We start from the raw sequence: 20,454 nt of genomic DNA on the forward strand, positions 1-20,454 counted from the left end.
GGTGCGGCACATCGGGGCGCGACCCCTGGGCTCCCCCGGAGGGGCCGGTGGGGGGAGCCCGGGCGGCCGCGGCCTCAGCCCTTCCGGGCGTCCCTCCGCATCAGCCAGAGGAAGAACGGTGCCCCGCACAGGGAGGTGAGGATGCCGACGGGGATCTCCTCCGGTGAGGCCAGGGTGCGGGCCGCGAGGTCGGCGAGGACGAGGAAGACCGCGCCGAGGAGGGTGGCCACCGGCAGGACCCGGCGGTGGTCGGAGCCGACGAGCAGGCGGGCGATGTGCGGCATCATCAGACCGACGAAGCCGATCGGCCCGCTGACCGCCACCAACACTCCGGTGGCCAGCGAGGTGAGCACGAACACCAGGGCCCGGAACCGGTCGGCGCTCAGCCCGATGCCCGTCGCCATCTCGTCGCCGAGCTGGAAGACGTTGAGCGCGCCCGCCTGGGCGCCGAGCAGGACCAGGACGACGAGCACCGTGATCAGCGGCAGCGTCAGCATGTCCCAGGTCGTTCCGCCGAGCCCGCCCAGGGTCCAGCGCATGACCTGCTTGGCGGCGTGCGGCTCGCTCGACATGATGATGACCAGGCTCGCGGCGGCCGACAGCACCTGGGCGACCACGACCCCGGACAGGATGAGCCGGATGGTGGTCAGCCTCCCGCCGGACCGGGCCAGGGTGTAGACGATGAGCAGGGCGGCGAGCGCGCCGAGGAACGCCGCCAGCGGGACGGAGTACATCCCCAGCACGGTGATGCCCGCGATCGTCACCAGCACCGCACCGAAGGTGGCGCCGGACGACACCCCGAGCAGCAGGGGGTCGGCCAGCGGGTTGCGGACCAGCGTCTGCAGTACCGCACCGACCATCGCCAGGCCGGCGCCGACCACGGCCGCCAGCAGCACCCGGGGCAGCCGCGCGGTCAGCACGATCCGCTCGTGGGCCACCGACCAGGTCGGCTCGACGGCGCCGGGCACGACCTGGTGGGCCAGGATCCGCCAGGTGTCGGCGAAGGAGATCCCCACCGATCCGACGATGATGCCGAAGGTGACGGCGATCGGGAGCACGGCCAGCAGGACCGCCACCACCAGCGGAGCGGGAAGGTGACGCCGCCGGAGCACCCGGCGCCACCCCCGCCACCCTTGCCGCTCCTGCCGCCCACTGTTCGCGTCGGGTTCGTTCGGCCTGTGTGTCCCGCCGTCGCCGCGCCGCCGGGACGCGGCCCCCGGTCCCCGCGGGGTGGGGCCCGACGACGCGTCGGACGTCCGCTTCGACATGCCGCCGCTCAGAAGGCGTCCGGGTGCAGCTGCTCGGCGACCTCGTGGACGGCGTCGCCGACCCGGACCCCCACCACCGCCGAGGACAGCGGTAGTACGGCGAACCGCTCCTCCTTGACCGCCGGGATCTCGGCGAGCGTGGGGTTCTCCAGCAGCGCCCGCTTCTTCTCCTCCACCGGTGTCGCGCCGTAGTCGTAGATCAGGATCGCGTCCGGGGAGCGCTCGGCGGCCTGCTCGATGGAGACGTCGGACCAGACCTTGTCGAGGTCGTCGAAGACGTTGCGCCCTCCGGCTCGCTTGATGATCTCGTTGCCGATCCCCTTGCCACCCGCGGTGAACACGGTCGCGTCGATGTTGTCGACGACCAGCACGTCCACCGGGTCGACGCCGTCCAGCCGGTCCTGCGTCTCCTCGACCCGCGCCTCGATGGAGTCGACGACCTCGTCGGCCCGGTCCTCGACATCGAAGATCGACCCGACGGCGCGGATCTCCTCGGCGACGGTGTCCACGGTGACGGGGTCCGTGCACTCCTCGATGTTCTTGTAGGTCGCGATGCCGACGTCGTCCAGGGCGTCGCGTCCCCGCCCCTCGCCGGCGTCGAAGGCACTGGCACCGAAGCCCGCGTAGGCGAAGTCCGGGTCGGCCTCCAGGACCTGCTCGAACGACGGGTACTCGTCCGCCAGCACGGGGATCGCGTCGTAGGCCTCCTCGAACTCCGGCAGCACCGCGTCGTCGAGGTAGGCGGTGCCGACGAGCCGGTCTTCCAGGCCGAGCGCCAGCATCACCTCGGTGGCGTGCTGGTTGAGCGTCACGGCGCGTTCCGGAGGCGCGTCTACGGTGACCTCGGTGCCGCAGTTGTCGAGGGTGAGGGGGAAGCCTTCGGGGGAGTCCGCGGTGGCGTCCTCGGTCGGCCCGGTGCCGCAGCCGGTGAGTGCGACCGCGAGGGCCGCTGCCGACGCCGCCGCTGCCGTGGCGGTGGGGGTGAAGGGAGCGACTCGGCGGCGGGAGCCGGCCAAGGAGAAGGGGTGGGGTGGGATGGGCACGTCCGGTCCTCTCACGGGATCCGGGCGCGGCGGGACGTGCGGACGTCCGCGCTGGCAGGGCCGCGGGCCCGCTCGGCCCGGGGTCCGCGCCCCTGGTCGACGGTGACGCGACGGCCCAGTCTCCTGACTCCCGGATCATCGCCTCCCCCGGCCTTCCGGCGCGCGTGCGCGCCGTGGCCGTGACGTCTGGGTTCGACTTCCCGGTCACAGTGGCGGGACCGTGCCGGATTCGCACCGGCTTCCTGGTTTCCGTCGCCACTGGCGATCGTAGGGCCAGGGCGGGAGGCCATATGGGGTGAAGCGGAAGAGCGGCATCAGATCGTGATCTTGAGCACGAAGTGGTGCGGGACACCAGGTGGAGGGGTGTGCGTCACTGGGTCAAGGTAAAGCCATGACCTGCCTATATGTACCCTTCGTTACGGTAAATGTCGGGTCGGACAAGGTCTGGACGGACTGGATGGCCGACCGAACAACCCTGGACGACCCAGGCATCGGCCAGGTCTCGAAGCAGTGACCAAGTCCATATCGGTCATTGCCATACGTTTCACCCGCAAGACAGGATTCGGTCGATTCCTGTGATCTTCATCCGCATCCCGACGAGCAGAGAAAAGAGGGGAGCCGAGTGAGCAGTTCGATGGTGGCTTCGACCGTCACCTTCGCCATGTACTTCGTGGCGATGGTCGCGATCGGGCTCTGGGTCTACAAGCGGACGACCTCCCTGTCCGACTTCGTCCTCGGCGGCCGCCAGCTGAACAGCTGGGTGGCGGGCCTGAGCGCGAACGCGAGCGACTTCAGCGCGTGGCTGCTCCTGGGGCTCCCCGGAGCGATCTACCTCTCCGGCCTCGGCGAGGCGTGGATCGCCGTGGGCCTCGCGATCGGCTTCGCCGCCAGCTGGTACCTGATCGCCGGCCGGCTGCGCGTCTACACCGAGCGCGCCACCGACGCCCGCAACGGCGGCGAGTCGAACTCGCTCACCCTCTCCTCCTACCTGGAGAACCGGTTCAGTGACCACAGCGGCGTGCTGCGCGGCGTATCGGCCATCCTGATCCTGCTCTTCTACCTCTTCTACGTGGCTTCCGGCCTGGTCGCCATGGGCGGCCTCTTCGAGAGCGTCTTCGGTTTCTCCGCGAACGTCGCGATCATCGTCGGCGTCTCGATCGTCGTCCTCTACACCTTCCTCGGCGGCTTCCTCGCGGTCAGCTACACCGACGTCATCCAGGCCGTGATGATGTGGCTGGCGCTGCTCATCGTCCCGATCGTGGCACTCGTCGCCGTCATGTCCGACCCGGCCGTCGGCCACGAGCTCGACGCCGCCACCATCCTCGGCGGCGTCTCGGCGGAGGGCGAGTGGACCCTGGGCCACGCCCTGGCCCCCATCGCGATCATCTCCGGCCTGGCCTGGGGCATCGGCTACCTCGGCCAGCCGCACATCCTCGCCCGCTTCATGGGCATCCGCTCGGCCAAGGCCGTACCGCAGGCCGCCATCATCAGCGTCGGATGGGCGGTCACCGCCATGTCGCTGGCGCTGATCGTCGGCTTCACCGGCGTCGTCTTCTTCGACGCCCCTCTGGACGACCCCGAGCAGGTCTTCCCGCAGCTCATCCAGGCTCTGATGAACCCGTGGGTGGCCGGTCTGCTGCTCGCCGCCATCCTCGCCGCGGTCATGAGCACCGCCGACTCCCAGCTCCTGGTCGCCTCCTCGGCGCTCACCGAGGACGGCTACCGGGCGTTCATCAAGCGCGACGCCCCGCCGATGCAGCTGGTGTGGGTCAGCCGCGCCGCGGTCGTCCTCGTCGCCGCGGTCGCCGCGACGATCGCACTGTCGGGCAACCGGACCATCATGGACCTGGTCGGCTACGCCTGGGCCGGGTTCGGCGCCGGGTTCGGCCCGGTCATCCTGCTGTCGCTCTACTGGCGCAAGATGAACCGCGCGGGCGCGCTGGCCGGGATGGTCGGCGGCGGTGCCACCGCCGTCATCTGGACCGAGCTCGACGCCCGGGTCCTGGAGACCGGCCTGTACGCCATGGTCCCGGCGGTGATCGTCAGCGTCATCGCGATCTTCGCCTTCAACCGGCTCGGGACGGCCTCCACGCAGATGGAGGAGGACTTCGACCGGGTGGATACCGAGGCGAAGGCGGCCGCCTGAGTCACTTCGGCCCCTTGATGCGACAGGGCCCACCGGCACCCGCTGCCGGTGGGCCCTCGTGCGTTCACCGGGGCATTTGTGACGGAGCGCTGGTCGGGGCACTCTGGTGCGTAATCGCCGCGTAAAGGTAGAACGGTGTACATGTCCGCCAGCAACGATCACCCCGCTGTGTGGTCCCGGCTCGACGTCTCCGAAGGCCTCGGGCTGGGCGCACTCATCGCCGAACCGGACGGCTTCCGGCTGGAGGCGACCGAGGTCGTCGTCGACCGGGGCACCCGCTACTCGTGCCGCTTCACCGTGCGGGCCGACCTGGGGTGGGTGACCCGCGCCGTGCGGGTCGAGATCCTCTCCGGTGATGGCGTACGCACCCTCGCACTGGAGTCGAAGGGCACCCACTGGCTGCGCGACGGCGCGCCCGCCCCCGAACTGGAGGGGTGCGTGGACGTGGACGTCGCCTCCACCCCCCTGACCAACACCCTGCCCATCCGCCGCCTGGGACTGCGCCCGGGCGAGTCCCGCGACATCGCGGTCGCCTGGATCGACATCCCCGACCTGCGGGTGCGGCGGGTGACCCAGCGCTACACCCGCCACCAGTCCGCCGAGGGGCGCGGGCGCTACGTCTACCGCGCACCCGACCACGGCAGCTACGAGCTCACCGTCGACCGCGACGGCCTCATCGTCGACTACGAGGGCTTCGCCGCCCGCGTCACCTGACCTTTCTTCTTCCGCTGGTCTCGGGAGCATCGACCGAATCGCGGCGAGAATTCGGTCGATGCTCCCGAGACCAGCGGAAGGTCGGGGCCCCGGGGCGGCCCCGTGTGCGGTTCGCGGGGGAGTGTTCGGAATAATCCGACGCGCTCGCCTATGGAACGGGAAGACCCCTCATGACGCAGTCCGACCTGTCCGACCTGTCCGTCCCGACCGACCCGACCGTCCCGACCGACCTGCGCGCGGCGCGCCGCGCCATCATCGCCGAGCTGGAGGTGGCCGAGGCCTTCGACGTCCGCGAGGAGATCGAGCGTCGGGTCGCCTTCCTCGCCGAGCGGCTCACCGGCACCGGCGCCACCGCGCTGGTCCTGGGCATCAGCGGCGGCGTGGACTCCATGACCGCCGGACGGCTGTGCCGGCTCGCCGCCGACCGGGTGCGCGCGGACGGCCGCCGCGCCGAGTTCATCGCGATGCGCCTGCCCTACGGGGTGCAGTCCGACGAGGACGACGCCGCCCGCGCCGTCGCGTTCGGCGCCCCCGACCGCTGCCTGACCGTCGACGTGCGACCGGCCACCGACGCGCTGGCCGCGTCCCTCACCGCCTCCGGCCTGGGCTTCCGCGACGACGCGGCGCGCGACTTCGTTCTCGGCAACGCCAAGGCCCGCGAGCGCATGGTGGCGCAGTACGCGGTCGCCGGGGCCGTCGGCGGGCTGGTGGTCGGCACCGACCACGCGGCAGAGGCGGTCACCGGGTTCTTCACCAAGTTCGGCGACGGCGCGGCCGACGTGGTGCCGCTGACCGGGCTGACCAAGCGGCGGGTGCGGGCCGTGGCCGCCGAGCTCGGGGCGCCGCGGGACCTGGTGGACAAGACGCCCACCGCCGACCTGGAGTCGCTGGCCCCGCAGAAGCCCGATGAGGAGGCGCTGGGGCTGACCTACGACGAGATCGACGACTTCCTCGAAGGGCGCCCGGTGGACGACCGCGTCACCCGCGCGCTCGTCGACCGCTTCCGCGCGACCGCGCACAAGCGCGCCCTGCCCACCGCCCCCTGAGGCCGCTGCGCCCCATCCCGCACCGGACTGTCACACCCGCCCGCCACGCTGGGGGCGGGTGGTGCCGCGTTCGCGCGCCCTCGTCCCGCCGCGAAGCCGACGACCGGGAATCGATCCGCCTCGCCGGGGGGTTGACCTCAACAATGCTTGAGGATTTAGCGTCGTGATCGTGGCCGGGCGACGTGTCCCACCGCCCGCCCGACCGACCTGACTCCCCGACGAACCGGTGGTGTGGCATGAGCAGCATGGAAGTCACCGCGTGGCATCAGCTCTACAACTCGATGCACGCCCAACAGGACCGGCGCCCCTTCTCCAAGAAGACCCTGCGGCGCATCGCCTCCTTCGCCCGCCCGCACCGACGACGCCTCGCACTGTTCATCCTGCTCAGCATCGTCTCCGCGGTGCTGGCCGTCGCCACCCCGGTCCTCGCCGGCCGCGTGGTCGACGCGATCGTCGGCGGCTCCGCGGTCACCCTCATCGCCCAGCTCGCGGTGCTCATCGCGGTCATCGCCCTCGCCGAGGCCGGGGTCGGCCTGGTCACCCGCTACCTGTCGGCGAGCATCGGCGAGGGCGTCATCGTCGACCTGCGCACCGCCGTCTACGACCACGTGCAGCGCATGCCGGTCGCGTTCTTCACCCGAACCCGCACCGGAGCGCTGGTCAGCAGGCTCAACAACGACGTCATCGGTGCGCAGCGGGCCTTCAGCGACATCCTGTCCAACGTCGTCGGCAGCTTCGTGACGCTCGTCCTCGCGCTCGCCGTGATGATCTCGCTGTCCTGGCAGATCACCCTCCTCTCCCTCGTCCTCCTCCCGGTGTTCGTCCTGCCCGCCCGCCGCATGGGCAGCAAGCTCGCGCGGCTGGAGCGCGAGGCGGCCGACCACGACGCCGCCATGGGCACGCAGATGACCGAGCGGTTCTCCGCCGCCGGGGCCACCCTGATCAAGCTGTTCGGCCGCCCCTCCGACGAGTCGGCCGAGTTCGCCCGCCGGGCGAGCCGGGTGCGCGACATCGGGGTCCGCACCGCCATGACGCAGGAAGTCTTCATCACCGCGCTGACCCTCGTCTCCGCCCTCGCGCTCGCCCTCGTCTACGGGCTCGGCGGCTTCTTCGCCATCGGCGGGACACTGGAGGCCGGAGCGGTCGTCGCCCTCGCGATGCTGCTCACCCGGCTGTACGCGCCGCTGACGTCCCTGGCCGGGGCGCGCGTGGAGGTCATGAGCGCGCTGGTCAGCTTCGACCGGGTCTTCGAGGTCCTGGACCTCAAGCCGCTCATCGAGGAGAAGCCCGACGCCCGCACGGTCCCCGAGGGGCCGGTGTCGGTCGAGTTCGACGGTGTGGGCTTCGGCTACCCCTCGGCCGACAAGGTCTCGCTGGCCTCCCTGGAGGAGGTCGCCACCCTCGACACCCGCGGCGGCGAGCGCGTCCTCCACGACGTGTCGTTCCGCGCCGAACCCGGGCGGATGGTGGCGCTCGTGGGCTCCTCCGGGGCCGGCAAGTCGACCATCGCCCAACTGCTACCCCGCCTCTACGACGTCGACGAGGGCGCCGTACGGCTGTCCGGTGTCGACGTCCGGGACCTCACCGCGGACTCGGTCCGCGAGACGATCGGCATGGTCACCCAGGACGGGCACCTCTTCCACGAGTCGGTTCGGGCCAACCTGCGCCTCGCCCGGCCGGAGGCGACCGACGAGGAGCTGTGGGACGCGCTGCGCCGCGCCCGGCTCGACGACCTCATCGCGGCCATGCCCGACGGGCTGGACACCATCGTGGGCGAGCGCGGCTACCGGCTCTCCGGCGGGGAGCGCCAGCGCCTGACCATCGCGCGGCTGCTGCTGGCCCGCCCCCAGGTGGTGATCCTCGACGAGGCCACCGCGCACCTCGACTCCACCTCCGAGGCGGCGGTGCAGGCGGCGCTGGGCGAGGCGCTGTCCGGACGGACGGCCGTGGTCATCGCGCACCGGCTCTCCACCATTCAGGCCGCCGACCTCATCCTGGTCGTCGAGGCCGGACAGGTCGTGGAGCGCGGCACGCACGCCGAGTTGCTGGCCGAGGGCGGCCGCTACGCGGAGCTGCACCGCACCCAGTTCGACTCCTCACCGACTTCCGAGCCGAACGAGCGGGAACTGGCCCTGGAGTCACAGCCCACCCCCTGACGCCCGCAGCCCCTCCGTTGATCTCGGAGATACTGGGGTCTCACGGGCGATTTTCACCCCAGTATCTCCGAGATCAACGGAGGGGCGGGGAGGCGGGCCGGTCCGGGGCGGGCTAGCCGACCGGGCTCGCCTCCTCCTGTTCGTCGAGCATGTCCTGGACCTGGTCGGCCAGGGGCTCATCGGAGTCCGCGGCGGTGTCCCCAGCGTCCAGGTCAGGACGCGGAATACCCGGGCACGACGTCGTGCTGCCGGGCAGGATGCCGTCGATCAGGTAGTCGTCGATCTGCTCGGTGACGCACTCGTAACCCTCGCCGCCGTAGTAGGCGTGACCGCCGTCGTCCTCGACGATGACGAGGCTGTCGCGCAGCCGCTTGGCCATCGCCGGTCCGCCCTCGTAGGCCGTCTGGGGGTCGTACTCGCCCTGGACGACCACACCCGTCGGGTAGCCGTCTCGCTTCAGCTCCACCGGCTTCTCCGGCGGCGTGTAGGACCGGAACGTGCACGGCCAGGGGGCGACCACGGCGACGCCCCAGCCGTAGGGGTGCTTGTCGCGGTACTCGCGCATGTCGCGGTAGTAGACGTTGAGGTCGGTGGGCCAGTCGGCCTCGCACAGGACCGCGGTGGTGGTCCCGTTGTTCAGCTGGTCCCTGGACCTGGTCGCGACCTTGGCGGCGGCCTCGGCCGCGTCCTCGGCGTCGGCCTGGGCCTCGGCGTCGGGCTCCTCGTCGTCCTCGTCGAGCGGGACGCCGTCGCGCAGCTTGGCCAGCGTTTCGGCGAACAGGTCCCACTGGCCCTGCCACCGGGCGAAGTCCCCCACATAGTCGTCGAAGACGGTCCGGTCGAGTTCGCCGACCGGCTCCTCGTTCAGCTTCTCGGCCAGGTCCTCGATGAGGGCGCGCACCGCCTCGGGGTCCTCGCCGAGCCCGAGCCTGTCGTCGTTGTCCGCGGCCCACTCGGCGAACCGGTCGACGTTCTCGGTGAACGCGCGCGAGGCCGCCAGGAACTGGTCGCGCCAGACCATGTCGGGGTGGATCGAGGAGTCGAGGACGCTGCGGTCCAGCTGCCCCGGGAAGAGGCTGCCGTAGACGGCACCGAGGTAGGTGCCGTAGGAGAAGCCGAGGTAGTTGGTCTTCTCCTCGCCGAGTACGCCGCGGATGACGTCCATGTCGCGGGCGGTGTTGGCGGTGGTGATGTGGGGGCGCAGCGACCCGGCCGTCCGGTCGCAGCCCACTTCGGACTGGCGGGCGAACTCGGTGTAATCGTGCAGCTGGGCGTCGGTCGGCCGAGACGTCAGGTTGAAGTCCTCGAAGTCGACCGCCGAGCAGTTGACGTTGGTGGACTGCCCGACTCCGCGCGGGTCGAAGCCGATGAGGTCGTAGACCTCCCCGATCTTCTGGTCGCCGAGGTCGGCCGGTAGGTCCAGCCCGTCGCCGCCCGGCCCGCCGGGGTTGAGGAGGAGGATGCCGCGCCGGTTCTCCTCGTCGGTGGCCTTGCGTCGGGAGATCGCGACGCGGATCTTCTCGCCCCTGGGGTTGGCGTAGTCCATGGGGACGGTGATCCTTGCGCACTCCAGATCCCCGAAGACGTCCTCCTCGCCGCATGGTTTCCAGGCGGGTTCCTGCTGGTAGAAGCTCTTGAGCTCGGGGGCGACCGATTCGCCCGGTTCGGCCGCGGCGGGCGGTGCCCAGGCGAGCACACCGCCCATCGCGACGAGGCCGAGCATGCTCCCGGCGGTGCCGAGGCGCCTGCCGGTTCTGCTGCTGAAGTCCACAGCCTGTCCTTCCGGTGGGGATCGCCGACCTCACGCGCTGTGACGCGAAAGGGGCGATGTCGGACATGACGGTGGACGAGCCTAGGCAGGCCGGTGTGCCGCGCGGAACCGCTGAAAGTCGTAGTTCTTGTGGCTAGAACGGCGATCGGGACGTCGGCGCTCGCCGACACGCCCCCGCACTCACCAGACCAGGGGGAGCATTTCCGGGGAGCGGTGGATCAGGGTGGGCCGCATGGTCACGGCCCCGTCCCAGCCCGGGGCCAACCGCAGACCGGGCAGGCGCCGGGTCAGCGTCTCCAGCGTGATCCGCACCTGGGCGCGTGCCAGCCGGACGCCGGGGCAGCTGTGCACGCCGTGCCCGAACGCCAGGTGCCGTACGCCCGTGCGCGTCACGTCGAAGGTGTCGGGGCGGTCGCACAGCGCCTCGTCCCGGTTGGCGGAGCCGAACGCCACGAACAGCTCCGATCCGGCCGGAAGCCGGGTCCCGGCCAGCTCGACGTCGCGGGTGGCGACACGGCGGAACCCCTGCACCGGGGCGTCGAATCGGGCGGCTTCCTCCACAGCCTGTGGAATGAGTTCGGGGTGCTCACACAGCAGCTCCCACTGGTCGCGGTGGCGCAGCAGGTGCAGCACCGCGGTGCCGATCAGCGCGGCGGTGGTCAGGTGCCCGGCGAGCAGCACGTTCACCAGGGTCGCGACCAGGTCGCCGCGGTCGGAGTCCGTCGGCTGGGCCGACCCGGGGCACAGCGCCCGGATCATGTCCGTGCACAGGTCCGCGCGCGGCTCCGTGCGGCGGCGGCGCGCGTAGTCGTCCATGAGGTGCTGGAGGGCCACGTAGTCGCGGGCGGCGGCCGCCTGGTCGTCGGGGTCGAGCGGGCGGAACAGCAGCTGCTCGGCGCGGCGTCCGGCGTGCACGGCACCGGGGACGTCGTGGGGGGCGAGCCCGAGCAGCCGCCCGATCACCTCGCCCGGAAGCCGCTCGGCGTAGGCGCCCATCAGCTCGACCCCGCCGTCGGCGGCGAAGCCGTCGATGAGGGCGGCGACGCGCTCGGTGATGAACGGGATCAGCGTGATGACGCGGGCCGTGGACATCCCGCGGGTGTGCGGCTCCCGCAACCGGCGGTGCCGTGCGCCGTCAGAGGTGAGCACGATGGAGCTGCCGCTGACGCCCTTGGCCAGCTCGGAGAGGGCGGCCGGGCTCGGCGTGGCATCGGGGCGCATCGCCTTCGCCGAGGAGAAGTCGGACGGCCGGTTCAGCACCTCCTGGACGTCGGCGTAGCGGGCGACCAGCCACGCGTCCAGTTCGCCGACGTAGATCAGCCCGTCGCGGCGGCGGGCCCGGGCGTAGTGGGGGTAGGGGTCGCGCTGCAGCGCGTCGAGTGCGTCCAATGCGGCGACATCCACGGCCTGCCTCCCGGCGGACGGTGTGCTGCGGGCACGGTGCCCAACGCCGATGATGAACGACGCCGCGGCGTCGGACAAGGGTGAATCCTCCGGAACGGAAGGGCGGCCTCAGCGGAAGGGGCGCGCCGGTTGGGTCGGCGTGGCCAGCAGCGCCTTGATGTAGGCGTGGAAGCCCGCCGCGTCGACGTCCTCCACGACCGTGGCGTTGTCCGGGAGCCCGTGCACGCCCCACGACATCGCCGCGTACCCGCGGGTCAGCTCGCTGCCGGTCTCCACGTCCACGTTGTAGCGGGCGCTGCGGCGCACCAGGTCGGGGTGGAGGAGCAGGGCGGCGGTGAGCGAGTCGGGGTGGGTGGTGCCGTCGATGCCGACGCTCCGGTCGAACTCCAGGGTGGCCGCGCACACCCGGGTGAAGAACTCGGCGAGCGGGGTGCCCAGGGCGGCGATCTCGTCGAGCGCGGTCTGGTCGAAGACGGCCTGGTCGAGGGTGAGCGGGGCCCAGGGCACCACGGTGATGTCGAAGCCGGCCGCGAACACCGCTTTGGCGGCTTCGGGGTCGACGTAGAAGTTGAACTCCGCGGCGGCGGTGATGTTGCCGCGCCCGTTGTTGGAGCCGCCCATGATGTACAGCCGCCCGACATTGGCCGCGAATTCCGGGTCGCGGACCGCGGCCATGGCGATGTTGGTGAGCGGGCCGATGGCGACGATGGACAGCTCACCGGGGCGCTCGGCGGCCAGCCGCACCAGGGCGTCGACGGCGTGCTCGCGCTCGGGCTCGCAGCCGTCGAAGTCCATGTCGAGGCCGCCCGCGCCGTCCCCGTGCACGTCCTCGGCGCTGACCCACGGTCGGACCAGGGGGCGCGTGCACCCCAGGTGGATGGGGACCTCGCCGAGGCGCCCCGCGGCGTTCAGCGTCATGAAGGCGTTGCGGACCTGCGCCTCGAAGCCGACGTTCCCGGCCACCATGGTGATGGCGCGCAGGTCGGCCCGGGGGTCGAGCAGCCCGGCGAGGAGGGCGACGCAGTCGTCCTGCGCGGTGTCGGTGTCGATGATCAGGGGGACGGGCATCGGGGCCTCCTGCGGGGCGGTCGGGTCTGCTCCGGGCCGAGTCCGCCACCGCGTCCCCCGGTCCGGGTACGACTGGGATACTAGATCCCGCGAGGAAATGCGCGACGCGCGGGGGCGAACCGCGACGCGGTGAATACTCTCCGCTTCCCCCGGGTATCACGCCCGCACAAGGACGGCCTTGTGCGTATGGGGAATTTCCAAATGAGGGGACGAGGTATTTCTTGACACCTCTTCTGGTGGACGAATATCCACAAACGGGCGGAATCCAGTCCCAAGGGGGGCGGCCCGCGTCGGCCGACGGTCTGCGAGGGCGGCGATGACACACCCAGGTGAGAGCACGGTCAGGCCCGGCGGCGGAACGGGGCTGCGGGAGAACGGCTCGGCCGAACTCGTCGTCCTCCTGGACGAGAATCTCGAACGGTGCGGGGTCGCGGACAAGATGTCGGTCCACACCGAGGAAACGCCACTGCACCTGGCGTTCTCGTGCTATATCCGCGACGGTTACGGCCGATTCCTGATGACGCGTCGTGCCCTGTCCAAAAAGACGTGGCCGGGCGTGTGGACGAACAGCTGCTGCGGCCATCCGGCCCCCGGCGAAACCATGGAAGAGGCGGTCCGGCGCAGGGTCGGCGAGGAACTCGGCCTCAAGGTCGAGCAGGTGGAGGCGGCACTTCCGGAGTTCCGCTACCGCGCGGTCTCGGCCGAGGGAATCGTGGAGAACGAATTCTGCCCGGTGTTCTGGGCGCTGGCCACCGATGACCCCGCCCCCGACCCGGCCGAGGTCGCCGAGTACACCTGGGTCGACTGGGCCGCCCTGGTCCACCTCGCCACCCACACCCCGAGCCTGATCAGCCCATGGGCGGCCCTGCAGATCCCCCTCCTGGACACCGAACGCACCACCACCCCGACCTGACCCGGGCCGTCGGCGGGATCCCTCCACCCTTCCGCGAGGCAGGGCTCCCGCCGACGTTCGGCGCGCGGCTTCAGACGGTGGAGCCGAGGCGGGCCGCCTCCTCCTCTTCGACGCGGCGGTTCCATTCGGCCTTGGAAGACTGCCAGGCGTCCTCATTCCGGCCCAGGCGCCAGTAGCCGGAGATGGACAGGTCCTCCCGGGCGATCGCGCGCTCGACGCGCAGGTAGGAGCGGAGCTCCTTGACGGCGTTGGCTTCGCCGTGCACGAAGGCCTGGACACGTCCCGCCGGGAACTCCAGCGCCTTGACCGCCTCGACGAGCGCGGCACCCACGGGCCGTGACCCGCGGTGCAGCCAATGGACGCGGAGATCGGCCTCGGTCGGCAGGGGCTGCTCCTCGGCCGCGTCGGCCACCTCGATGAAGGCGTGCGCGGTGCGCCCCGCAGGCAGGAGCTCGATCGAGGCCGCGATGGCCGGAAGCGCCGCCTCGTCCCCGGCGAGCAGGTGCCAGTCGGCGTCGGTCCCGGGGGCATAGGCGCCGCCGGGGCCCACGAACCGCAGCAGGTCGCCGGGGCGGGCGTCGGCGGCCCACGGGCCGGCGACGCCCGAATCGCCGTGAACGACGAAGTCGATGGTGAGCAGCCGCGCCGTCGGGTCCCAGGCCCGCACCGTGTAGGTGCGCTGGATCGGCCACTCCTCCCGGGGCCGCTCGGCGCGGATCGCCTCGACGTCGAGGGGCTCGGGGTAGTCCACGCCGGGCGGGGCGAAGAGTAGCTTGACGTAGCTGTCGGTCGGCCCGCTCGTGCCGAACGCGGCCAGGCCCTCGCCGCCGAGCACCACCCGGACCATGTGCGGGGTGATGCGCTCGGCCTTCTCGACCCGCCCGCAGTGGACGGTCCTCTTCGCGCGTGGGCGCGGCTCCGCCATGTGTTCCCCCGTACCTGAAGACCAGTAGTCGTTAGGTTCACCTAACCTGCCCCAGGTTAGGTCGGGCCGCCCTCCGCGGCAAACGCCGTGCACACACAGAGCGAAGGTGGGTGGCGCGCCCGCCCGCGCCGCGGCGGACGGATCGCGCGTAATCCACCCAACCCAAGGAACGCAGACAACACCGATAGACCCAGACACACCGGGACGATGCCACGCGCACCCTGCCGTTTCAGAGATATCGTCGGCGCACAGCGGGCCGCGGTGTCCGGGGCCCGTCCGTTCTGCGATGCGGAAGGGCCGAAGCGTGCACACGAGAACCGGGATCCAGGCGGTCTGCGCCGCGGGCACGGCGGTACTGCTCGCGATCTCCCCAGCCCCCGCGGGGGCCGATGAGCGCGTCACCGCACCGGACCGCGACGCGGTCGCGGTGGGCTACGGCGGTGCGGTCAGCTCGGTCGACCCGGACGCCACCGAGGCCGGGATGGAGATCCTGCGGTCCGGCGGCAACGCCGTGGACGCGGCGATCGCCACGGCCGCCGCGCTCGGCGTCACCGAACCGTACTCCGGCGGGTTCGGCGGTGGCGGATACCTCGTCTACTACAGCGCGGCCGACGGCGAGATCCGCACCATCGACGGGCGCGAGACCGCCCCGGCCGCCATGGGCGAGGACGCCTTCCTCTACGAGGACGGCGAGCCGATCCCCTTCGGCGAGGCGGTCACCTCAGGCCTGGGCGTCGGCGCCCCCGGGGCGCCCGCTACGTGGGAGTACGCGGTCAAGGAGTGGGGGCGCAAACCGCTCACCCAGGTCATGCGCCCGGCGATCCGGATCGCGGAAGAGGGGTTCGTCGTCGACGCGACCTTCCAGGAGCAGACCGCCGCCAACCAGGAGCGGTTCTCGGCCTTCCCGGAGACCGTGCGGCTGTTCCTGCCGGACGGGCGTCCCCCGGAGCCCGGGACGGTGCTGCGCAACCCCGACCTCGCCGAGACGTACCGCGCCTTCGCCCGGGAAGGGGCGGGCGTGCTCGACGGCGGGATCGGCGCGGACATCGCCGCGACCGCCGCCGAGCCGCCGGTGGACCCGGACTCCACCCGCAACGTCCGGCCGGGCCTGCTCACCGCCGAGGACGTGGCCGGCTACGAGGTCATCGAGCGCGATCCCACCCACGTCACCTACCGGGGGCTGGACGTCTACGGCATGGCGCCCTCGTCGTCGGGCGGGTCGACCGTCGGGCAGGCACTCAACATCGTGCAGGCCGCCGGAGAACGGGCCCCCTACTCCGGCGACGCCGACACCACCGCCCACCACCTCATGCTGGAGGCGAGCAAACTCGCCTACGCCGACCGCAACGTCTACGTCGGCGACCCCGACCACGTCGACGTCCCGCTGGACACCCTGCTGTCGCAGGAGTACGCGAATGAGCGCGCCTGCTTCGTCGACACGGCGGCCGCCCAGCAGGCACCGGTCGCCCCGGGTGACGCCCGCGGCTCCGACGGCTGCACGGCGGCGGCCCCGCCCTCGGACGAGGGGAGCGAGGGGCCGTCGACCACCCACCTGGTCACCGCCGACCACCAGGGCAACGTGGTGTCCTACACCTTCAGCATCGAGCAGACGGGCGGCAGCGGCATCACCGTCCCGGGGCGCGGCTTCATCCTCAACAACGAGCTCACCGACTTCGAGTTCGAGGTCACCGACAGCGGTGTGGGCGCCGCCAACCTGCCCGGCCCGGGCAAGCGCCCGCGGTCGAGCATGGCGCCCACGATCGTGCTCAAGGACGGCAAGCCCTTCCTGGCCCTGGGCAGCCCGGGCGGCGCCACGATCATCACGACGGTCCTCCAACTCCTGGTGGACCGGGTCGACCGCGGCCTCACCCTCCCCGAGGCGATGGCCGCGCCGCGCCTGTCCCAGCGCAACCTGCCCACCACCCAGGCCGAACCGGCGTTCTTCGGCACCGAGCAGGAGAAGGAGCTGTCCGCGCTCGGCCACACGTTCACCGAAACCAGGGTGATCGGCGCCGCCACGGCCCTGGAGTTCCTCGACGACCGCCGCATCCAGGCCGTCGCCGAACCCCACCGCCGCGGCGGCGGCCACGCCGCCGTCCTTCGGCCGCAGCGGTGACGCAGCCGTTCGACCCGGTGGTCAGCGTGTGCTGAGCGGCAGCCGTCCGGCGAGGGCGAGCATCACGGTTCCGGTGATCGCTTCGATCCTGCGCCGGACGGCGGGGCGGCGGAACCGGACACCGGCCCACGACACACCCGCGGCCAACCGCAGGTACAGCACGGTTTCCAGAATGGCCCGGATGAGCGCCGGTCGGACGCTTCTGCCGCTGCACTATTCCCCTTGGGGAACGGCTGGGAAGTCGGCGCGATCGTCGGGTGAGGTGCGATCAACGGAGTGGTGGGGTCGCCCGGCCCTGCCCCCTCCGCGGGGCCGGGCGACCGTCTCGGGGTGGTCAGCCGCGGTCGGTTCTGATCCGGGCCAGGTGGGCCTGGACCTGCGCGAGGTAGGGGTAGGTGCGCTTGGTGCCGGTGGTGTGGTCGGTCAGGGTGAACCGCCACCCGTCGCGGGTGCGGTACCAGCTCAGCGAGCACCCGAGGGCTTCGGCGGTCTGGCGGACCTCGGTGAAGACGGTGCCGAGGTGGCCGGGCGGCAGCTGGGGGAGGATCACCGCCGCCTCCGAGGGTGCTGGTGGGCGGCGGCGATGCGCCAGGCGGCGCGGTGCGCGGCCTCGTGGGCCAGGTCCGACAGCCGCCACATCGCCTCGGCCGCCCGGTCGGCCGCATCCCCCGTCGTGGGCACCGTCAGGCGGGCCTCGCCCAGCACCAGGTGCGTGTAGTTCCCGTCGGCGGAGTCGGCCAGGTGCATCCCCTCGGCGTCCAGACCCTCGACGTCGATGGTGGTGGCCCAGGTGGCGCCGGTGATGTCCATGTGCGGCCCCGCATGGTCCGCCGGCCGGGCGCACGGCAGCCACACCGGGGCCGGTGCGGCCGCCTGGTACCCGGGCCGCCGCTGTGCGCACCGCGGCGGCCCGCCGGCCCCGACCTCGGCGGGGTTCATCGGCCCGCCCCCGCCCGCACGAGCCGGTCGAGCTCGCCGCGCTCGGCCGCGGCAGCAGAGCGCTGCTGTGCGGTCAGCGCGGCGGGGCGCGGCCAGGCGGGGGAGGTGATGCTGTCGAGCATCGCCCCCAGATCGGCCACACGGGCGGCGGCGATGACCATCTGCGGCTCGGCGCGGTTGCGCGCGGTGTAGGGGGCCAGCGCGGTGTGGTCGTAGGTGAAGTTCCACCCCGGGGCGTGCGGGGAGAGCTCGGCCAGCCGGTAGAACGCGTCCCGGTCCGGGATCCGGGAGGGCCCCGGCGCCGGGGCCGGGGACGCGGCGAGCTCGGCCGCATACGGACGCGGCCTCGGCGCACGCCGCAGAGCAGGAGTGTCGGCGGCAGCGGGGGAGCGGCGGCCCGCGGCGTGCCGACCGGACGGGGGCTGATGCTGCCCGCTGATGCGCAGCAGAAGCGCGGCTATGAGGGTGAGCAGAAGCATCACGTTGTGCATGTGAACCCCTCGGGGGTTGGGCCGCTGGGTGGGCGGCTGGGAGTTAGAGTGCTCACCCATAGTGGAACGTAACGTTTACATTTTCAAGGGATACAACGGAAACCACCGTGAGGTAACTGTCAGAATGCGCAGGTCATGGCCTGATCGCTACAATTGCGAGGTTCACATTGCCGTCGGAGGAACCGCTGATGCCGACCAGTCCGACCGTCAGGCGACGCCAGCTGTCCGCAGAACTACGCCGCCTGCGCCTCGCCGCAGGGCTCACGCTCGACGCGGTGGCCGAAGCGCTGGAGACGTCACGCGGGAAGATCTCCCATATCGAGACCGGGCGCCGTAAGAAGCCGTCCATCATCGAGGTCACGGCACTGCTCGACCTGTACCAGGTGAAGGACCCGCAACAGCGAACGGCCGTCTTGGACTTGGCGCGGCAATCACGCGAGACGGGCTGGTGGACCAAGTACGACGACGTGTTCACCGGCGCCTACGTAGGCCTGGAAGCCGAGGCGACGCACATCCAGACCTACGAGCCGATGGGTGTGCCCGGCCTGCTCCAAACTCCGGAGTACGCGGCGGAGATCGCCACCGCTTCACTGAAGCGCCCGGCCGACGTCGATCGCCATGTGGAAGCCCGCACGCACAGGCAGGAACTGCTGACCAAGGACGACGCCCCTGAGGTCTGGGCGATCATGGAAGAGACGAGCCTCCTCCGCTTGGCGCGCTGGCCCGAACTCCTGCGCGGGCAAGTTGAGCACCTACTCGCGGCCGCAACCGCTCCGGGGCCGGTAACCCTCCAGCTCGTGCCGCTCCACGCAGGGCTGCACCCGGGCGTTTCAGGGGCATTCGTCGTGATGCAGTTTGAAACCGCACCAACCGTGGTGTACTGCGAGACTTTGACCGATGGTCTCTATGTGGAGCGGGCGGAGGAAATCGATGCCTACCGGCGCGCGTTCGACCATCTACAAGGGTTCGCGCTGAGCACACGGGAGACCGTGGCACGACTACGCGAACTGCTGCCGTAGGAAAGAAGCATGCACGTTATACCCGATGTCCTGTTTCGCACGTCCAGCTACACGTCCGGCAACAACTGCGTTGAGGTTGCCGATGTGCCTGGCATGTCTGCCATCCGTGACACCAAACGCCGTGAGGACGGAGCGCTGATGTTCCGGTCCGTCGAGTGGCACGCCTTCATGGAGGCGGTCAAGAGCGAGGCACTGTAGCCGACAACAGCAAGGAGCCCCCGGTGGTACCACCGGGGGCTCCGCACTCTAACCCGCAAGCGAGCCTACAGTCCGTCCGCCGCGCTCACCAGAACCTCGCCCGCGAAGCCCACAGTCGGAGAGAACCCCAAGAGGACGCGATATCCACAGGCCGGCCAAGCCGAATGGCCTGCGGACCGCGGAACGCCCACCGTGGAGGGCATGAGGCCTATCGACGCAGCGCTCCGGCTCGCCCACGACCAGTACGGCGTGATCCGGACCCGCCAGGCGCGGGAGTTGGGGGTGAGCTGCTCCGTCATCGACCGGTTGGTCCGACAGGGCCACTGGAAGCGCGTCCACCACGGGGTCAGCATCATCAAGGCCCGCCTACCGCCCGAGGCCGGCACCCCCGCCGGCCTTCCGCGCCTCCTCCTGCCCCGGCTCACCGCCGCGCTCCTCGCCGTCGGGCCCACCGCGGTCATCGCCGGGACTTCGGCCGCCCGCCTGTGGGGACTACAGGGCCTGCCACGCTGGCGCTGGGACGACCCCGTCCACGTCATCGTGCCGCCGAGGCACGCCTCACGGACGACGCGCGGGGTCGTGCAGCACACCTGGGAGACCGCCCCGGACGAGACCACGATCCACCACGGCCTGGAGGTGACCACCCCTGGCCGGACCCTGCGCGACACCGTCTTACAGGCGGACCGGCCCTGCGCGGTCTCGCTGATCGACTCCGCGCTCAACCAGGGATTGGTCGAGGTCGTCGACCTGGAGCGGCTGGCAGCGGCGAACCGTAGCCGCAGGGGCAGCCGCCGCACCCGCTCGTGGTGGCGCCAAGCCGACTCCCGCGCCCAGAGCACCTTCGAGACCCGGGTGCGGCTGGTCTGCACCGACGGCGGCCTTCCCCCGGACGAACTCCAGCACTCCTTCTTCACACCGGACGGAGTCTTCGCCGGGCGGGTGGACATGTACTGGCGGGCACGCCGACTCGCCGTCGAGTGCGACGGACGGGAACCGCACGGCCGCCCCGAGGTACTGGCCGACGACCGCAGAAGGCAGAACAGGCTGACGCTGGTCCGGCCGCGCATCCAGCTGATCCGGCTCACCTGGGACGACCTCCGGTACCCGGACTACATCCTCGACTGCGTCCGCTCGGCCCCCGTCCTGCGCGATGACCATGGGAAGTAATCCGGCGAAATGGGCGCAGTCGGATGTAATCCCATGATCACCGCTGGGGAATTGTGGCCAGGGCGCCTGG

General features: G+C 71.4%; 19 protein-coding genes and 1 riboswitch. Of the genes, 9 read left to right on the plus strand and 10 right to left on the minus strand.

Annotation, left to right across the window (positions count from 1 at the left end):
- Window positions 1-74: 74 nt before the first annotated feature.
- Entirely contained in the window at window positions 75-1,112 is a 1,038-nt protein-coding gene (locus HNR23_RS23485) for a FecCD family ABC transporter permease (RefSeq protein ID WP_343070686.1), read from the minus strand.
- 164 nt (window positions 1,113-1,276) lie between these two features.
- Entirely contained in the window at window positions 1,277-2,311 is a 1,035-nt protein-coding gene (locus tag HNR23_RS23490; protein WP_343070687.1) for an ABC transporter substrate-binding protein, read from the minus strand.
- Window positions 2,312-2,407: 96 nt separating this feature from the next.
- Window positions 2,408-2,603, minus strand: a riboswitch (cobalamin riboswitch).
- Between the two features lie 342 nt (window positions 2,604-2,945).
- On the opposite strand from HNR23_RS23490, the gene putP reads away from it, so the two are divergent.
- The 4 genes from putP to HNR23_RS23510 all read left to right on the plus strand — a co-directional run bounded on the left by putP (window position 2,946) and on the right by HNR23_RS23510 (window position 8,373).
- Entirely contained in the window at window positions 2,946-4,457 is a 1,512-nt protein-coding gene (putP, locus tag HNR23_RS23495; RefSeq protein ID WP_221308915.1) for a sodium/proline symporter PutP, read from the plus strand.
- A 141-nt stretch (window positions 4,458-4,598) separates the two neighbouring features.
- Entirely contained in the window at window positions 4,599-5,171 is a 573-nt protein-coding gene (locus HNR23_RS23500; protein WP_184078801.1) for a putative glycolipid-binding domain-containing protein, read from the plus strand.
- A 170-nt stretch (window positions 5,172-5,341) separates the two neighbouring features.
- Window positions 5,342-6,217: an ammonia-dependent NAD(+) synthetase gene (gene nadE / locus HNR23_RS23505; protein WP_184078803.1), complete on the plus strand. Its 876-nt coding sequence runs from the start codon at window positions 5,342-5,344 to the stop codon at window positions 6,215-6,217.
- Window positions 6,218-6,453: 236 nt separating this feature from the next.
- A complete protein-coding gene (locus HNR23_RS23510; protein WP_246421842.1) occupies window positions 6,454-8,373 on the plus strand; it encodes an ABC transporter ATP-binding protein in 1,920 nt (639 codons plus the stop codon).
- 112 nt (window positions 8,374-8,485) lie between these two features.
- Here HNR23_RS23510 and HNR23_RS23515 read toward each other — a convergent pair whose 3' ends face one another.
- The 3 genes from HNR23_RS23515 to HNR23_RS23525 all read right to left on the minus strand — a co-directional run bounded on the left by HNR23_RS23515 (window position 8,486) and on the right by HNR23_RS23525 (window position 12,616).
- Window positions 8,486-10,144, minus strand: coding sequence for an alpha/beta fold hydrolase (locus tag HNR23_RS23515; protein ID WP_184078805.1), 1,659 nt, complete (start codon window positions 10,142-10,144; stop codon window positions 8,486-8,488).
- Between the two features lie 180 nt (window positions 10,145-10,324).
- Window positions 10,325-11,626 (minus strand): cytochrome P450, encoded by a 1,302-nt coding sequence (locus HNR23_RS23520; protein WP_246421843.1) that lies wholly within the window; start codon window positions 11,624-11,626, stop codon window positions 10,325-10,327.
- Window positions 11,627-11,656: 30 nt separating this feature from the next.
- Window positions 11,657-12,616 (minus strand): nucleoside hydrolase, encoded by a 960-nt coding sequence (locus HNR23_RS23525; protein WP_184078807.1) that lies wholly within the window; start codon window positions 12,614-12,616, stop codon window positions 11,657-11,659.
- Between the two features lie 316 nt (window positions 12,617-12,932).
- Here HNR23_RS23525 and idi point away from each other — a divergent pair, with 316 nt between their 5' ends.
- Window positions 12,933-13,529 (plus strand): isopentenyl-diphosphate Delta-isomerase, encoded by a 597-nt coding sequence (gene idi, locus HNR23_RS23530; RefSeq protein WP_184078809.1) that lies wholly within the window; start codon window positions 12,933-12,935, stop codon window positions 13,527-13,529.
- Window positions 13,530-13,599: 70 nt separating this feature from the next.
- On the opposite strand, the gene HNR23_RS23535 is transcribed toward idi, so the two are convergent.
- Window positions 13,600-14,454, minus strand: coding sequence for a siderophore-interacting protein (locus tag HNR23_RS23535; protein ID WP_184078811.1), 855 nt, complete (start codon window positions 14,452-14,454; stop codon window positions 13,600-13,602).
- A 304-nt stretch (window positions 14,455-14,758) separates the two neighbouring features.
- On the opposite strand from HNR23_RS23535, the gene ggt reads away from it, so the two are divergent.
- Window positions 14,759-16,570, plus strand: coding sequence for a gamma-glutamyltransferase (ggt, locus tag HNR23_RS23540; RefSeq protein WP_343070688.1), 1,812 nt, complete (start codon window positions 14,759-14,761; stop codon window positions 16,568-16,570).
- 21 nt (window positions 16,571-16,591) lie between these two features.
- Here ggt and HNR23_RS23545 read toward each other — a convergent pair whose 3' ends face one another.
- From HNR23_RS23545 to HNR23_RS23560, 4 genes are all read right to left on the minus strand, one after another.
- Complete coding sequence (locus HNR23_RS23545; RefSeq protein ID WP_184078815.1) at window positions 16,592-16,732, minus strand: hypothetical protein; 141 nt, start codon at window positions 16,730-16,732, stop codon at window positions 16,592-16,594.
- Between the two features lie 172 nt (window positions 16,733-16,904).
- Window positions 16,905-17,120 carry a hypothetical protein gene (locus tag HNR23_RS23550; protein ID WP_184078817.1) on the minus strand — a complete coding sequence of 72 codons (216 nt, stop codon included), beginning with the start codon at window positions 17,118-17,120 and terminating at the stop codon, window positions 16,905-16,907.
- Window positions 17,117-17,509 carry a hypothetical protein gene (locus HNR23_RS23555; RefSeq protein ID WP_184078819.1) on the minus strand — a complete coding sequence of 131 codons (393 nt, stop codon included), beginning with the start codon at window positions 17,507-17,509 and terminating at the stop codon, window positions 17,117-17,119. Before HNR23_RS23555 ends, HNR23_RS23550 begins: the two co-directional genes overlap by 4 nt.
- A complete protein-coding gene (locus HNR23_RS23560) occupies window positions 17,506-18,000 on the minus strand; it encodes a hypothetical protein (protein ID WP_184078821.1) in 495 nt (164 codons plus the stop codon). Before HNR23_RS23560 ends, HNR23_RS23555 begins: the two co-directional genes overlap by 4 nt.
- A gap of 188 nt (window positions 18,001-18,188) precedes the next feature.
- Between HNR23_RS23560 and HNR23_RS23565 the strand changes: the two genes are divergently transcribed.
- From HNR23_RS23565 to HNR23_RS23575, 3 genes are all read left to right on the plus strand, one after another.
- Window positions 18,189-19,019, plus strand: a complete 831-nt coding sequence (locus HNR23_RS23565) for a helix-turn-helix domain-containing protein (protein WP_184078822.1) — start codon at window positions 18,189-18,191, stop codon at window positions 19,017-19,019.
- A 9-nt stretch (window positions 19,020-19,028) separates the two neighbouring features.
- The gene (locus HNR23_RS23570; RefSeq protein WP_184078823.1) at window positions 19,029-19,217 is read left to right on the plus strand and encodes a DUF397 domain-containing protein; all 189 of its coding nucleotides are present in this window, start codon (window positions 19,029-19,031) and stop codon (window positions 19,215-19,217) included.
- A 201-nt stretch (window positions 19,218-19,418) separates the two neighbouring features.
- A complete protein-coding gene (locus tag HNR23_RS23575; RefSeq protein ID WP_184078824.1) occupies window positions 19,419-20,384 on the plus strand; it encodes a type IV toxin-antitoxin system AbiEi family antitoxin domain-containing protein in 966 nt (321 codons plus the stop codon).
- The last annotated feature ends 70 nt before the right edge of the window (window positions 20,385-20,454 follow it).

Origin of the sequence: Nocardiopsis mwathae (assembly GCF_014201195.1) — a bacterium.
GTDB lineage: Bacteria > Actinomycetota > Actinomycetes > Streptosporangiales > Streptosporangiaceae > Nocardiopsis_C > Nocardiopsis_C mwathae.

What these genes read in the sequence shown, in the direction of transcription:
- HNR23_RS23575 (WP_184078824.1), top strand. Translation starts at nt 19,419, where the DNA reads ATGAGGCCTATCGACGCAGCGCTCCGGCTCGCCCACGACCAGTACGGC.
- HNR23_RS23560 (WP_184078821.1), bottom strand. Translation starts at nt 18,000, where the DNA reads ATGCACAACGTGATGCTTCTGCTCACCCTCATAGCCGCGCTTCTGCTG.
- putP (WP_221308915.1), top strand. Translation starts at nt 2,946, where the DNA reads ATGGTGGCTTCGACCGTCACCTTCGCCATGTACTTCGTGGCGATGGTC.
- HNR23_RS23555 (WP_184078819.1), bottom strand. Translation starts at nt 17,509, where the DNA reads ATGAACCCCGCCGAGGTCGGGGCCGGCGGGCCGCCGCGGTGCGCACAG.
- idi (WP_184078809.1), top strand. Translation starts at nt 12,933, where the DNA reads ATGACACACCCAGGTGAGAGCACGGTCAGGCCCGGCGGCGGAACGGGG.
- HNR23_RS23510 (WP_246421842.1), top strand. Translation starts at nt 6,454, where the DNA reads ATGAGCAGCATGGAAGTCACCGCGTGGCATCAGCTCTACAACTCGATG.
- HNR23_RS23535 (WP_184078811.1), bottom strand. Translation starts at nt 14,454, where the DNA reads ATGGCGGAGCCGCGCCCACGCGCGAAGAGGACCGTCCACTGCGGGCGG.
- HNR23_RS23565 (WP_184078822.1), top strand. Translation starts at nt 18,189, where the DNA reads ATGCCGACCAGTCCGACCGTCAGGCGACGCCAGCTGTCCGCAGAACTA.
- HNR23_RS23500 (WP_184078801.1), top strand. Translation starts at nt 4,599, where the DNA reads ATGTCCGCCAGCAACGATCACCCCGCTGTGTGGTCCCGGCTCGACGTC.
- HNR23_RS23570 (WP_184078823.1), top strand. Translation starts at nt 19,029, where the DNA reads ATGCACGTTATACCCGATGTCCTGTTTCGCACGTCCAGCTACACGTCC.
- HNR23_RS23525 (WP_184078807.1), bottom strand. Translation starts at nt 12,616, where the DNA reads ATGCCCGTCCCCCTGATCATCGACACCGACACCGCGCAGGACGACTGC.
- nadE (WP_184078803.1), top strand. Translation starts at nt 5,342, where the DNA reads ATGACGCAGTCCGACCTGTCCGACCTGTCCGTCCCGACCGACCCGACC.